Consider the following 15,580-nt stretch of genomic DNA (forward strand, 5'->3'; position numbering starts at 1 on the left):
TACCCTCCATTAATGTACTTTTCTTTAATTGATAAAATTCACATACCTTATTTTAATAAAAAATATAAAAAAACTCAGACTAATAAAATCTTGTAATGAAGAACATAATGCAGATATACCATTAGCTATAGGGAGTGGTATGGGTGTTGGTATGACAGTTGGAAGTGTATGTGGAGCTGTCAATGCAGCAGTTGTAATCATAGGATACTTAAAAGGCCGTGAAGGTAATCTAGAACAAAATGAAGCAAGAAAATACTCTAAAACACTAATGAAAAGTGTGAGAGATAGATACAATACAGAAATATGCGCAGATCTAAAAAGAAATAAAGTAGGTTGTGATGATATAATAAACTTCACATATGATGCATTAAATGAAATATTAGCAAACTAAGAATATATAACAAAAAGATGCTTACTATAATCTTATAGTAAGCATCTTTTTTTATTAAAAGCAAAACTGTATATTATTAACCTTATGATTACTGAACAGCGGGTTGGTCTGCTTGGGGTTGTTGACCTTCTCCATTGTTATCACTAGGGTTATCAGCTGGAGGATTTTGATTATTGCTATCGTTACCATCACTTCCATTATCTGGATTTTCTGGATTTGCTGGGTTTTCTGGACTTTCTGGATTACCACCTTCTGTGCCACCATTATTATCTGAGCCATTGTTATTTGACCCATTATTGTTGTTATTGTCGTTACCGTTGTTCCCATTATTATTGTTTCCATTGTTTGAACCATTATTCCCGCCATTATTGTTACCACCATTTTGATTTCCATCTTCTGGTTTATTTTGTGAGTTGTTATTATTTGAATTATTGTTATTACCATTATTATTTTGATTATTGTTTTGGTTATTAGTATGATTGTTATCTGTGTTGTTACCTGGATTAGTAGTATTTTCTCCAGGATTAGTTTCTTCTTGAGTCTTACTTTCCTCGGGATTAGTTTCTTCCTCATTTGTATTTGCATCTTCTTCATTGTTATCTACTGTTGGTGCATCTTGATTTTGATCTTCTTCATCTTCACTATCATCCATATTAATCACAGGCTCTCCTTGTGAACTACCATCATCATGTGATTCACTTCCACCCACCATATCTTTGATAAAAGTAAATGATGCTACTCCCACCAAACAAACAGCCACACTAAGTACTCCTACCATAACCTTTAATCTTTTCGTACCTTTCTCACTACCGTAGTCTTCATCATCACCATCTACTTCTACTTCTTCATCTTCATCATTTTCTTCTTCCATAATTTCAGTTTTATAGTCATTCTTATCATCAATATGTAGCTCATTATCTGTATATGAGTATTTATCAGTATCTATCTTACTACTATTCATATTAGATGATTCTAATAGTTCGTCATTTTGAGTGTTTACTACATTCATGTTAATCACTTCTGCTACTTGTTGATCACAGTCTACTTCATCAATATTTTCAACCTCTTTACTTGTGCCCTCGATTGAGTCATCCTCAAATTCTCCCTCCAAGTAACCTAAGTCATTTTCTACATTTTTAACTACATCCTCTATATCTTTAATACTTCCATCACTATTAATCACATTTATATCTTCGTCAATATCAAGAGTATCATTACAATTATCAATATCTTCAGGTAATATCTCATCATCTAAGTGATACGTATTTACATCCGACCCATCAATAACTACAATTTTTCGGTCTTCTTCCATACTCTTCAAATACTCATCTATATCAACCATCCACTCTTGTAAATCAAAATATCTATCCAAAGGTCTAGCCTGAAGTGACTTCACAAACAAATATCTCAACTTATCATCAAGCCCGTCTTCTTCCTTAAAATAAAGCCCACCAGACACAACCTTAAACACATCTTCCCTACTTTCAAACTCTCCAAAGGGCAGTCTTCCAGTAATCATCCTAAACAGTATCGCCCCTAGTGAATATATATCATCATAAATAGTAATATAATCTACAATTGCCTGCTCCGGTGAAGTATAACCCAAGTCACACTCATCATGCTTTGGATAGACTAATAAGTCTAGCTTCACCTCTGAATCAGTACCTACAAATATATTTCTAGGTCGTAAGTTTCCATCACAGCTTTTATTTTTATAAAAATAATCAAGACCATCTAAGATGTGTCTAGCTATTATCAACGCCTTATCAACATCTAATCTTCCTAAATCTTTTAATATATCATCAAGACTTTTGCCTTCTATATACTCTTTCTCAATAAAATAGTAATTCACACCATCTATTAAGCACTTTCCTGTATTATATATCTTCATTATATTTTCATTATTAATATTTTTGTACATATCTAAATTATCATAAACATCATTTATAAATTCACTACAACAATCATCTGCCAGTAAATACATACAAACAAAATTGCCATCAACCTTATTCCTAGCCTTATATATCTTGGTGGATTCGCACTCTTTCTCAACACCTAATAATTCGTACTTTTCAAAAAAATCTTCCATAAGTCCCTCCCCCAATTAATCAAATTTTTAACCTAAGTTTATTTTTATTCGATATTCTAACTTGCACATCCTTCAAGTTTTGTTAGCCGAATTCCGATAAAAAATACACCATATAAACAAGTAATACCAAGCTTTCCCTAGCATCAATATTTTAACTTTATAAAACTTATAAAATTTACTATAAAACACATCCTACTTGTAATATTTTCTTGCCTAAAATATTACATTACTTAAATTAAATTCTCCCAAAACAATCCCTGATTTTAAAATTAAATTTCATATTTTGTAAGATTTCTAAAAACTTCTGAAATTTAATTGTTGTTTTGACATCGTTTTCATGCTAGTATTAACTTATAACCTAAGAATTTGAAATTATCTTTCAATTTCTTTTAAAATTTATCATGGGGGTATTCAAATGAAAAAATTATTATGTGCAGTATCTGCCTTAATGATGACATCTTTGACTCTGACAGCTTGTAGTGACGCAAATGCTACTGAAAAAACAGAACTAAAAAAAATCCTTTGGGAACATGCAGGAGATCTTGAACCACAAAAAGGTTTTGAAAAAAATATAGGTACTGCCGGCCTACTTTCTGGTAAAGCTGGTGACTATATAATAGTAGGTGGAGGAGCTAACTTCCCTGAGAAATCACCTGCTGAGGGTGGTGCAAAAAAAAACTATCCAGATGTTTATGTACTTGAAGCAAAAGACGGTAAACTAAACCAAGTTGACCACACTACTTTAAAGTATGAAATAGGATACGGAAGTTCGATAACTACAGAAGAAGGAGTCTACTACATAGGTGGAAGCCCCGATGAAAAAGAAGCTGACAATGTAACTTTATTTACAACTAATGAAAAAGGGAAACTTTCTTCAAAATCAATAGGAGACTTACCATTTACTTTTAGTGATGGTGTTTCTGTAAAATCTGATAATAATATTTATGTTGGTCTAGGAAAGCAAAATGGAGAACCTAGCAACAAGTTCTATAAATTTGATATAAAAACAGGAAAAACTGAAGAACTAGCACCAATTCCTGGCGAAGCTACTCGTAATCAAGCAGTATCACAAGTTCTAAATGGTGATATATATGTATTTAGTGGTGGAGATAAAATAGCTTATACTGATGGATACAAATACAATATAAAAGAAAACACTTGGTCAAAAGTGTCTGATGTTCAAATAGAAGATGAGAAAATATCACTTCTAGGAGCAAACTCTGTAAAGCTTAATGAAGATGAGATGCTTGTAATCGGTGGGTTTAACAAAGAAATTTATGATGATGCAGTTAAAAACTTAAACTCCTTAAAAGATGAAGAATTAGCTAAGTTTAAAGAAAAGTACTTTGGTACTGACCCACAGGAGTTTAATTGGAATAAAAAGACATTAATTTACAATTCAGCCAAAGATGAGTGGAAGTCTATAGGAGAAATACCTTTTGAGGCTCCATGTGGAGAAGGATTAATACTTGATGAAGATTATATCTTCTCTATAAATGGTGAAATCAAACCAGGTACTAGAACTAACAGAACTTACTCTGGTACTTTAGTGTTTGAATTAGATTCATCTATATAATTAAGCCAATTATATTTTTAAATATTAAAATATAATATACTAATTTGTCCCTTTTTCTCTCAAATTCGTATAAGGTAATAGTAAAAAGCGCTAGATTTAAGGCTGCCCCCTAAAATCTAGCGCTTTTTATTGTTTTATTTCTTAAAAACTTGCTTTAATACTTCTTCGTATATCTCTAAAAATTCATCTATTTCATCTTTACTTATACATAAAGATGGTAATAATCTAATGATAGTATTACTTGTAGAGTTCAACAGTAGATTTTTCCCCTGAGATATCTGTTTTATAGCATTTACATGCTCTCCAACATCCATTCCAATCATTAGTCCTCTACCTCTAATATCTTTTATAACATTAGGATACTTCTCTTTAAGTTCTTTAAGCTTACTTACCAGATAAACTCCTTTTTCCTTTACTTCTTGGCATAAATTAGTATTAACTAACTTATCCATCACATACTCTCCACCAGCACAAGATACAGGATTTCCACCAAATGTACTTCCGTGATCTCCAGGATGCAGTACATCTTCTAATCTTTCACAAACAAGCATAGCTCCTAGTGGTATTCCTCCACCTACTGACTTAGATACAGTCACTATATCTGGAGTAAAATCATACTTTTCATAAGCTAGTAAATCTCCAGTTCTTCCCATACCAGTCTGTATTTCATCTACTACTATTAAGAAATTATATTCTTTAGATAAATTAACAAGTTCACTTACAAACTCACAACTTGCCTCAACTACTCCACCTTCACCTTGTATCATTTCTAAAAATACAGCACAAGTATTTTCACTTACTTTGTCTCTTAAAGACTTTACGTTGTTATATTCAAAGTACCCGATTCCAGGAAGTATTGGCATAAAAGCCTTTTGATACTTTTCTTGACCAGTAAGTGCCATTCCTCCATTAGTTCTACCATGGAAAGAATTATAAGCTGATAATATCTCATGTTTATTTTCACCAAATCTTTTTCCATATTTTCTACAAAGCTTAATAGCAGCCTCGTTAGATTCAGTACCTGAATTTGTAAAGAAAACCTTAGATGCAAAAGTATTTTCCACAAATAATTTGGCAAGGTTAACCACTGGCTCACTTACAAAGTAATTAGATAAGTGCATATACTTCATAGCTTGTTTTGCTATAGCTTCAGCAATTCCCTTGTCATGACCTAAGTTATTTACTGATATTCCAGAGTACATATCAAGATATTTATTGCCATCAACATCATAAAGGTATGAACCTTCTCCTCTTTCTATCATTAAGTCTAATCTATTATAAGTATTTAAAACATATTTTTTATCTTCTTCATATAAATTTCTCATATCTAACTCCTATGCATAAAATTCTTACTGTCTACTCTACATTCTTTATCTTATTATCTAATTTGCTTCACCTATATTGGCTACTTATATTCTTAGTCTGATAGCTAATTACACTCTATATGTATATAAAAAGGCATATCTAACCTAATAACTAGATTATCTATGCCCTTTTCAAATATTTTACTATTGTCTTAAGTCTTCTAATATTTGTACCTTCTCAGAAGTCTTTTCATCCTTAGCTTTTATAACTCTTGCTGGTGCTCCTGCAACAACAGTATTAGGCTCAACATCACAAGTTACAACTGCTCCAGCAGCAACAACTGCACCTTTTCCAACTCTAACACCTTCAAGTACAACAGCATTAGCTCCTATCATAACATCATCTTCTATTATAACTGGAGTCTTGCTAGGTGGCTCAAGCACACCTGCTATAACTGAACCTGCTCCAACGTGAACATTTTTACCTATAGTTCCTCTAGCACCTACAGTAGCATTCATATCTATCATAGTGTTTTCGCCTATTTCAGCACCTATGTTTATTACTGCACCCATCATTATAACTGCATTTTCACCTATGCTTACTCTATCTCTTATAGTAGCGCCTGGCTCTATTCTAGCTTTTATGTTTTTCATATCTAACATTGGTATAGCTGAATTTCTTCTATCATTTTCTATTTCAAAGTACTCTATAGCATCTTTATTATTTTCAAGTATTGGTTGTATTTCATCATACTCAGCAAATACTATCTTAAAGCTATTATCTCCAAATTCTTTTAACCCTGCAAAATCAACATTTTCTAAATTCCCTTTTATATATACTTTTACAGGTGTGCTTTTCTTAGCATTTTTTATAAATCTTGCTATTGCATATGGATCTGTAAGATTTTCTTCTTGTATTTTGTTTTCGTTGTTATTCATAATATCTATCCTTCCCTTTTTCATTATAGTATTTTGTTTACCACTTATTATCTATTATTTATTAAATCATCCATACAGTAAAGTCCATTTTCTTTATTTGCAATATATTTAGCAGCTCTTACAGCTCCTTGTGCAAATACTTTTTTAGACATTGCTGTATGTTTTACTTCTATAATTTCATCCATACCTGCAAATATCACAGTATGTTCTCCTGGTATAGTTCCACCACGAACAGCATGGATACCTATTTCTTTTTCATTTCTCTTTGCATCAGTTCCTACTCTACCGTAGTTGTACTCCATCTTATTATCTAGCTCTTCATTAATAGCATTTGCTATCATAAAAGCAGTACCACTTGGAGCATCTACCTTCTTATTATGATGCTTTTCTATTATTTCTATATCAAAAGATTCACTTAATACATTAGCTGCTTGCTTTACTAAATTTATTAAAACATTTACACCTAAAGATGTATTTGAAGATTTAAATATAGATATATGCTTTGATGCTTCTTCTATACTTTTTTCTTGTTCTTCATTTAAACCAGTAGTTGCTATTACTAAAGCTACCTTATTTTTTACTCCATATTCTAATAATCCATTTAAATTGCTTGGATTAGAAAAATCTATCAAACAATCACACTCTTCTTCTATTTTAGAAGGGTTGTCGTATACAGGATAAGAATTTTCAAAAGCATCTATACTTCTATCTATTCCAGCAACTATTTCTACATCCTCTAAATCATTTATAACTTCATTTAAAGTTCTACCCATAGCTCCATTACAACCACTTATTACTAACCTTAGCATTATGTCACCTCAATCATATACAGTTTACTAATATCTTTAGTATTTTATTATTTCACTTTAGTTTTTTACTATTTCATCTATTGATAGCTTATTATATTCTTTAATATTTATTAATCTCTATTATTACTACTCTAACTATTAGAAGTATCTTAGTATTGCTAACCTTTGTTTATATCAATTATCTACACTCTGTATCTTTTACTTCTATTCCGAAGTTTTTCATATTATTAGAAAGTACTTCAAGATTATCTTGCTCTATATAAGTCAGAGGTAATCTAAGTTCTCCAACTTCCATACCCATTAAGTTCATAGCAGCCTTAACTGGTATTGGATTTACTTCTATAAATAAAGTATTTATTAATTCATTCATACTAAGTTGTAATTTTCTAGAACCTACTACATCACCACTTAAGTATTTTTCAACTATATCATGAGTTTCTTTAGGTAAGATATTTGCAACTACTGATATAACACCCTTACCTCCAAGAGATAAAATAGGTACTATCATGTCGTCATTTCCACTGTATATATAGAAATCTTCGCCACATAATCTAGCTATTTCAGCAACTTGACTTATATCTCCACTGGCTTCTTTTATACCAACTATATTTTCTATTTCAGACAGTTTCTTAACTGTTTGAGGAGCAATATTTACCCCAGTTCTTCCTGGAACACTATAAAGTATTATTGGTAACTTAACACTATTTGCTATTATTTCAAAATGCTTTACTAATCCTTCTTGAGTAGCCTTGTTGTAGTAAGGAGTAACAACTAAAAGTCCATCTACTCCTACTTCTTCACAATACTTACTTAACTCTATTGAGTAAGCAGTGTTGTTGCTTCCACTTCCTGCTATAACAGGTATTCTCTTGTTGACTTTATCAACTGTAAACTTTATAACTTCTCTTCTTTCCTTATCAGTCATAGTTGCAGATTCGCCAGTTGTTCCACATATAACAATTGAATCTGTCTTAATATCTATATGCCAATTTAATAATTCTTCTAATTTATCATAATCAACTTCACCATTTTTAAATGGAGTAACTAAAGCAACCCCAGATCCCTCAAATAACTTAACCATAATCCTCTTCCACTCCATTCTCTATATTAGCAATCTATCTCTTTAATAATTTGCTTATCTTTATAAATAATTATTAATACTAACTATTTAATAACTTCTTATTCTCTAGTAATTATTAATTAGAATACTTCAGCTAGTGTCTAACTTTATTAGTAATAACTACTCTATCTTATTAAGTAATAACTCTGCTATCTGAACAGTATTAGTCGCAGCACCTTTTCTTATATTATCTGCAACTACCCATAAGTTAATCCCATTCTCCAGACTATAATCTCTTCTTATTCTTCCAACATAAACATCATCCTTACCTTCTATATCTATAGGCATTGGATAAATGTTGTTTTTCACATCATCAGTAACTACTATACCTTTTGCATCTCTTAGTAATTCATATACCTCTTCTATTTCAAAACTCTTCTCAAACTCTAGATTTACAGAAACACTGTGACCATACTTTACCGGAACCCTAACAGTAGTAGCAGTAACTCTTATGTCTTGGTCATTTAAAATCTTCTTAGTTTCCTCAATCATTTTTATCTCTTCTTTTGTATATCCATTGTCCATAAATACATCAATATGAGGCAAGCAGTTGTATGCTATTTGGTGAGGATAATTTTTATTTTCTCCACCCTCTATTCCATTTTCTAAATCTTCTATACCCGCAACTCCAGACCCAGATACAGCTTGATAAGTTGAATATACTACTCTCTTAATTTTAAAAGCATCATGCAATACTTTAAGAGGTACTACTGATTGTATTGTTGAACAGTTTGGGTTTGCAATTATTCCATTGTTCCAATCTATATCACCAGGGTTTACCTCTGGAACTACTAATGGTATATCTTTATCCATTCTCCAAGCACTACTATTATCAACTACTATAACACCATTGTCTATAGCTATTGGAGCGTACTTCTTACTAACACTTCCACCTGCTGAAAATAGTGCAATATCAATCTCTCTCTTAAAAGAATCCTCATTTAACTCTTCAACAACATACTCTTTACCACAAAACTCTATTTTGCTTCCTGCTGATCTTTTCGATGAAAGTAGATATAAATTTTCTATAGGAAAATTTCTCTCCTCTAGTACTTTTAAAAATGTTCTTCCAACCATTCCTGTGGCACCAACTATTGCAATATTTGCTTTTCTCATATCAACACCCCTTTATCTAGTATTTATAAATTAAACTCTCTACCTAGTACCTCTACTACCCTTTGCTTCTCATTTTCATCTATCATAAATGAAATACTTATTTCTGAAGTGGCTACTTGCTTAATATCTATTTTATTGTCAGCTAAAATCCTAAATAATTTGCTCATAATATTACTTTGATTTTTCATACCTATTCCAACAACTGATATCTTACTTAAGTTTGACTCAATCTCAAACTCTACCGGACATATTGTTGATGTTATTTCATCAACAATCTTATTTATTGAATGTAAATCATCTTTACTAATTGCAAAGGAAATATTAACACATCCATTTTGTACCGCACTCTGACTCATCATATCAATATTTATATTCTCATTAGTTAGTTTTTCAACTATCATAGCAACGTTTATAGGTTCAGCTACAATATTTGCTATTGTAACCATTAAAACATCATCATTTATTGCAATCCCTGTAACCACATTCTCTTCCATACTCTTTTGATACTCCTTTATATAAGTTCCTTTTCTATCTTCACTACTAAGTGCTACATATATAGGCACGTTATATTTACATCCAATTCTAACCGCTCTAGTTTCCATAACTCCCGCACCTTGACTTGCCATTTCCATCATCTCTTCATAACTAATAACATCAAGCTTTCTTGCATTAGGGAAAAGTCTTGGATCAACCGTATATATTCCCTCTACATCAGTATATATAGTACAACCACATTCAAGCTTAGCTGCTAGTGCAACCGCAGTAGTATCAGAACCACCTCTACCCAATGTAGTTATATCACCATTTTCATTAACTCCCTGAAATCCAGCAACAATAACAATTTTACCTTCTCCCAAGTAACTCTTTATTTTTTCAATATCTATATCAACGATTTTACTCTTTGTATGACTTCCCTCAGTTCTTATACCCGCTTGTAATCCTGTAAATGAGATAGTATCATATCCATACTCTTGAAAAGCCATGGATAATAATGAAATAGATACCTGTTCACCAGTAGATAAAAGCATATCTAAATCTCTCTTATTTGGATTATCTGATATTTGTTTTGATAAATTTACAAGGAGGTCTGTAGTTTTGCCCATAGCTGATACTACTACCACCACATCATTGCCTTTTTCTTTTTCACTTATTACTCTTTTTGCAACTGACTTTATTTTATCTATACTTCCTACTGAAGTACCTCCAAATTTCACAACTATAGTAGACAAACTGCGACCTCCTTTTGATTTTCATAATTATGAGTCTAATTATATACAAAAAACAAATGCTTTAATATGACTAAAAATGCATATTTTATTGCAAAAGATGCTCTTAGTTATTTATTTGACTATTAAAATTAAAATATTTACTTTTTATAAAAATATATGTATAAAAAATATCTCACTGGTAATAATTAAAATATATAAATATTCAATCTCCCCCATTAAAGGTTTCTATCCCCCATAGAAGCCTTATTTTTTTATACATGAAATGTTTTTAGTACATATATAGCATTTTGATATTGATGATATAGATCAGATATGATATACATGCTTGAGTTAAATAAATCTTTATATTGTTGCTAAACTGTTTGTATTTATATAGTATATTAGTATAGCTTTACTACTTATATACTGGGAGGTATTTATATGAAATATTATGGTACATATAGACTTGTGAAAAGTGAAGATTTAAATCATCATGGAACTCTATTTGCTGGAAGAATGTCAGAATGGTTTGTTGAAAGCTGTTTTATAACAGTGGCAAAAGAGTATAAGCACCCAGAAAACTTAGTATGCAGAAAAGTGCATGAAATCAATTTTAACGAACCAATAAGAAAAGGTAATATTATAAATATAGAATCTAAAATAGTTTATACTGGAAAGACAAGCTTAACTGTTTATGGAAAAGTTACTAAAGGTGATAGTGATAAGGTTATTGTGGATGGATTTTTAACTTTTGTTTGTGTAGATGAGCATGGCGTTAAGATGCCTCATAATTTAAAAATGGATGAGCCCTCTACTGAAGAAGATATTAGACTTTTAAATATTGCAAAAAGTTTTAGAAAGTAAAATAGATACAATGAAAAAGAGAAGATTTCATAGTCTAAAAATCTTCTCTTTTTATTATTTTATTTATATTATTATTATTTAGGTATTTTACTTATTATTTTTATCTATTATACCTTGCATTATATCAGTAGCACTTTTTATAGTTGCAGTTGGGTCTAAGTTTAAATCCATTAAAGCCTTTTTAATCTCATCCATTAATTTTTCAGTCGCTTCTACATATCCAACTACACCCGGTCTTTTAGCTGAATACTCTAATTGCTTAACAGCAACTTCATACTGAGGCTTTTCTTTATATAAACTTTTTATTTCTTCTGATTCTAAAGAAGACTTAGTTGTTGGAATATATCCTGTATCTATACTAAAGTTTACGGTATTCTCCTTATCAGTCATAAACTCTATAAATTCTCCTGCTGCTTTTTTTTCATCTTCTGTAGATTTTTCCATTACCACAACATTAGCTCCACCTGTAGGTACCGCATATTGACTTTCTTCTGGTAAAAAACCTGTAGCTATTGTAAACTTACCTTCTGTTTGCTCTAATAATCCTGCTAAACTTGCAGTTGATTGGAATGTCATTGCTGCCTTTCCATTCACAAATGCATCTTTAGCTGCATCCCATGCATCATATCCTTCTCCTGGAGGTAATTGCATAGTTCCTTCTTTCATCATATCTTGCCATAATGTAAGAGCGTTGACACCTTTTTCATTATTAAAATCTACTTTATTATTATCATCTAGTACAGTTGATCCTTGTTGGTATAATAAAGCTTCAAAGAACCATATATCTATTGGTACTGCAAGACCAACTACCCCATCATCTTTATTAGTAAGCTTTTGTGCATACATTTTAAGTTCTTCCCAATTTTTAGGCCCTGTTGGATCTAGTCCTGCCTTTTCACACATTTCTGCATTTACATACATTAGTGGTGTACTTCTATTTAAAGGTACTCCTACAGTTTTACCATCATATTCTGCTTCTCTCATTAATCCCTCTAAAAAATCACTTTGCTTCTCATCACTTATTATATTTTTCATATCTGCTAAAGCACCTACTGATGAAAATTGAGCTACTTGAGTAACTTCAAGCATTGTTATATCAGGTTGATTACCTGCTGCAAGACCTGCTTGTAATTTAGTACCATTTTCCCAATAATCTCCTTGTGATATCATTTTTACTTCAACAGTATCACTTTGCGAGTTAAACTTATCTACATAACTTTTCATTATCTTTTCATTTTCCCCTGTTAAAGCATTCCAAAACTCCACTACAACCTTGCCATCACTACTTTTTTCTTCCGCGTTATTAGTGCTAGCACAACCTGTTAATGATGATACTAATAGTCCTAAAGCTAATGTTGTAGATATAATCTTTTTAAGTTTCATAATTATTCCCCTTTGTTAATTATTTTTATTTTATACCTGAGTAGGTAAATGCTTCTTTTATTTTATTATTCAAAATAGTGTAAATTAGTAATATTGGAGCTGTCAGCATTACATTTCCTGCCATAACAACATTCCAATTAGTCACTCCTTCACTTTCCTTAAGCATAGCAACTCCTATCGGTAATGTTCTTACTAGATCTGTGTTGCTCATTACAAGCGGCCAGAAATAATTGTTCCAGTGATATATAAAACTAAACAGTCCGAAAGTTATCATTGCTGGTTTTGCCATAGGAAGCATTACCTTCCACATTATCTTCCAATCAGAAGCATTATCTAGTCTACTAGCTTCTATTATTTCATTTGATATTTGCATAAAGTTTTGTCTTAGCAAGAAAATACCAAATGATGAAGTCATAAATGGAAGTATTAATGGCACATATGTATTTATTAAGCCCAACTTACTCATCATTATATAAACTGGTAAAAAAGTTATTTGAGGAGGAACCATTAGCCCTATTAATATTAATCCAAATAATATTTTTTCTCCCTTAAATCTAATCTTTGCAAAAGCATATGCTGCTGGAACCATTACTAAAAATTGAATTACTATTATTGAAAGTGTTATAAAAATGCTATTTCCTAAATATCTAAGAAACGGTCCAGAACTCCAAGCTTTCATGTAATTCTCACTTATAAACTCATTAGGTATAATAGTCGGTGGTATTTGTATAGCTTCTTGAGTAGTCTTAAATGATGTAGATATCATCCATATAAATGGAAATATGAATATCAATATTATTAATATTAAAGCAGTATACTCTAATACTTTTTTTAATATTTTTCCTATATCTTTAGTATTTCTTTTTTCTTTAACTGAAGATATACTATCTCTACTATTAAAATAATTGGTTAAATGCATATTACTTCTCCCCCTTTACTGATAGTGAACCTTATTTGATAATAACTTAAAGTGTGCTAGTGTAAGAATCCCTACTATTATTATTAAGAATACACTGGCAGCAGAGGCTTCACCAATATTGTAGTATCTAAATCCAGATTCATATATGTGGTAAACTAACATGTTAGTTGAATTTATAGGACCTCCCTTTGTCATAACATTTATAAGGTCAAATACTTGGAATGATGCTGTAGTTGTTGTTATTAATAAGAAAAATATTGTCGGAGATAACATTGGAAGTGTTATCTTAAAGAAAGTAGTAATCTTGCTAGAGTTGTCTAAATCAGCAGCTTCATATATATGCTTTGGTATACTTTGAAGTCCTGCTACAAATACTAAGGTGTTATATCCTACTGTTTTCCAAATCCCAACTGATATTATTGAAAATAGAGCAGTTTTTTCACTACTTAACCACTTAGAAGTTGGAAGTCCTATATTTTCTAAGACCCAGTTCAAAATACCATAGTCAGGATTTAGTATCCACATAAATAAAACTCCTATAGATACTAAGGATACTATATGTGGTGTAAACATTATGGTCTGTGCTAAATTATGTATAAAAGTCTTTTTATTTAACCATACTGCGCATAATAAAGACAATGAAATAGATATACCAACCATAGCTATTGTATATATTGCCGTATTTTTGATTGTTACTATAAAATCTGAATCACCTAATAGATTCTGATAATTCTCTAAACCTACGAAATCAAATGATAAGTTTATCAAACTTCCAGATTGAAAGCTCAAATATATATTGTATAATATCGGATAAACTACAAATAGAATAATTCCGATTAATGCTGGTGCTATATATAAATACGCCTTATAGTGCTTCTTCATATAATTTCCTCTCAATTTCACATTTTTTTATTTTAGGTAATATACTTTCTAATCTCTCTATGTCATAAATACATTCTTCTTTTTCATCAAAGTAATATAAATCTTTTTTATCTATGTATATACTTATTTGCTTATCTATCTCTAAGGTATCATCTTCTGTTTTTATCATTATGTTTTTGCTATTATGTTTTAAACAATATAATACTTCTGCTCCTAAAATCTCCTTTGTTGTAACCGTACAATTTAATATAATTCCATCAAAATTAACTCCTCCACTCAACGATGCTTTTTCAGGCCTAAATCCTATTTTTATATTTTTTAAGTTAGTTTTTATTACATTCATTGCTGGACTTCCTATAAATTGAGCTACAAACTCATTAACAGGTTTATTGTAAATTTCCTTAGGACTTCCTGCCTGCATTATTTCTCCCTTATTCATTATCACTATCTTATCTGCCATAGACATTGCTTCTACTTGGTCATGAGTAACATACACAAATGTCGTCTTTAATTTGTTATGAATTTGTATAAGCTCACTTCTCATTTGATTCCTAAGCTTTGCATCTAAGTTTGATAAAGGCTCATCCATTAAAAATACCTTAGGAGTTTTTACCATAGACCTTGCTAGAGCTACTCTTTGTCTCTGTCCTCCAGATAAATCCGATGGCTTTCTAGTCAAGTATTCTTCTAGTCCAACCGTTTTGGATACATCTTTTATTAACTCTTCTCTTTTGCCCTTTGCTACCTTATTATTTTTAAGTCCAAACTCTATATTTTCTTTTACAGTCATATGAGGATATAATGCATAATTTTGAAATACCATTGATATACCTCTTTTACTTGCTTCTACATGTGTTACATTATCTTCCCCTATAAGAAGGGTTCCATTTGTTATATCCTCTAGACCCGCTATCATTCTAAGTGTTGTAGATTTACCGCAACCTGATGGTCCTACTAATACCTGTCTCTTATACACATCT

14 protein-coding genes are annotated in these 15,580 nt (G+C 31.0%); 3 read left to right on the forward strand and 11 right to left on the reverse strand.

What is annotated here, in order from left to right:
• Positions 1–28: 28 nt before the first annotated feature.
• Positions 29–391 carry a C-GCAxxG-C-C family (seleno)protein gene (locus tag CHL78_RS09630; RefSeq protein ID WP_094365915.1) on the forward strand — a complete coding sequence of 121 codons (363 nt, stop codon included), beginning with the start codon at positions 29–31 and terminating at the stop codon, positions 389–391.
• Positions 392–479: 88 nt separating this feature from the next.
• On the opposite strand, the gene CHL78_RS09635 is transcribed toward CHL78_RS09630, so the two are convergent.
• Entirely contained in the window at positions 480–2,480 is a 2,001-nt protein-coding gene (locus CHL78_RS09635) for a protein kinase domain-containing protein (protein WP_094365916.1), read from the reverse strand.
• 415 nt (positions 2,481–2,895) lie between these two features.
• On the opposite strand from CHL78_RS09635, the gene CHL78_RS09640 reads away from it, so the two are divergent.
• On the forward strand, positions 2,896–4,056 hold the full coding sequence (locus CHL78_RS09640; RefSeq protein ID WP_094365917.1) for a cyclically-permuted mutarotase family protein: 1,161 nt from the start codon (positions 2,896–2,898) through the stop codon (positions 4,054–4,056).
• 134 nt (positions 4,057–4,190) lie between these two features.
• On the opposite strand, the gene CHL78_RS09645 is transcribed toward CHL78_RS09640, so the two are convergent.
• The 6 genes from CHL78_RS09645 to CHL78_RS09670 all read right to left on the reverse strand — a co-directional run bounded on the left by CHL78_RS09645 (position 4,191) and on the right by CHL78_RS09670 (position 10,573).
• On the reverse strand, positions 4,191–5,381 hold the full coding sequence (locus CHL78_RS09645; protein ID WP_094365918.1) for an aspartate aminotransferase family protein: 1,191 nt from the start codon (positions 5,379–5,381) through the stop codon (positions 4,191–4,193).
• Between the two features lie 183 nt (positions 5,382–5,564).
• A complete protein-coding gene (dapD, locus tag CHL78_RS09650; protein WP_094365919.1) occupies positions 5,565–6,299 on the reverse strand; it encodes a 2,3,4,5-tetrahydropyridine-2,6-dicarboxylate N-acetyltransferase in 735 nt (244 codons plus the stop codon).
• A gap of 47 nt (positions 6,300–6,346) precedes the next feature.
• A complete protein-coding gene (gene dapB / locus CHL78_RS09655; RefSeq protein ID WP_094365920.1) occupies positions 6,347–7,108 on the reverse strand; it encodes a 4-hydroxy-tetrahydrodipicolinate reductase in 762 nt (253 codons plus the stop codon).
• A gap of 178 nt (positions 7,109–7,286) precedes the next feature.
• Positions 7,287–8,189, reverse strand: coding sequence for a 4-hydroxy-tetrahydrodipicolinate synthase (gene dapA, locus CHL78_RS09660; protein WP_094365921.1), 903 nt, complete (start codon positions 8,187–8,189; stop codon positions 7,287–7,289).
• Between the two features lie 159 nt (positions 8,190–8,348).
• Positions 8,349–9,344 (reverse strand): aspartate-semialdehyde dehydrogenase, encoded by a 996-nt coding sequence (locus CHL78_RS09665; RefSeq protein WP_094365922.1) that lies wholly within the window; start codon positions 9,342–9,344, stop codon positions 8,349–8,351.
• A 23-nt stretch (positions 9,345–9,367) separates the two neighbouring features.
• Positions 9,368–10,573, reverse strand: coding sequence for an aspartate kinase (locus CHL78_RS09670; protein WP_094365923.1), 1,206 nt, complete (start codon positions 10,571–10,573; stop codon positions 9,368–9,370).
• Between the two features lie 420 nt (positions 10,574–10,993).
• On the opposite strand from CHL78_RS09670, the gene CHL78_RS09675 reads away from it, so the two are divergent.
• Positions 10,994–11,416 carry an acyl-CoA thioesterase gene (locus tag CHL78_RS09675; RefSeq protein ID WP_094365924.1) on the forward strand — a complete coding sequence of 141 codons (423 nt, stop codon included), beginning with the start codon at positions 10,994–10,996 and terminating at the stop codon, positions 11,414–11,416.
• 87 nt (positions 11,417–11,503) lie between these two features.
• On the opposite strand, the gene CHL78_RS09680 is transcribed toward CHL78_RS09675, so the two are convergent.
• The 4 genes from CHL78_RS09680 to CHL78_RS09695 all read right to left on the reverse strand — a co-directional run.
• Entirely contained in the window at positions 11,504–12,799 is a 1,296-nt protein-coding gene (locus CHL78_RS09680) for an ABC transporter substrate-binding protein (RefSeq protein ID WP_094365925.1), read from the reverse strand.
• A 25-nt stretch (positions 12,800–12,824) separates the two neighbouring features.
• Positions 12,825–13,718: a carbohydrate ABC transporter permease gene (locus CHL78_RS09685; RefSeq protein ID WP_094365926.1), complete on the reverse strand. Its 894-nt coding sequence runs from the start codon at positions 13,716–13,718 to the stop codon at positions 12,825–12,827.
• Positions 13,719–13,733: 15 nt separating this feature from the next.
• Positions 13,734–14,600: a carbohydrate ABC transporter permease gene (locus CHL78_RS09690; RefSeq protein ID WP_094365927.1), complete on the reverse strand. Its 867-nt coding sequence runs from the start codon at positions 14,598–14,600 to the stop codon at positions 13,734–13,736.
• Positions 14,584–15,580, reverse strand: a 997-nt coding sequence (locus tag CHL78_RS09695; protein ID WP_147295809.1) for an ABC transporter ATP-binding protein, incomplete at its 5' end; no start/stop codon positions are given. The genes CHL78_RS09690 and CHL78_RS09695, both read right to left, overlap by 17 nt.

Source organism: Romboutsia weinsteinii (assembly GCF_002250835.2).
Lineage (GTDB): Bacteria > Bacillota > Clostridia > Peptostreptococcales > Peptostreptococcaceae > Romboutsia_A > Romboutsia_A weinsteinii.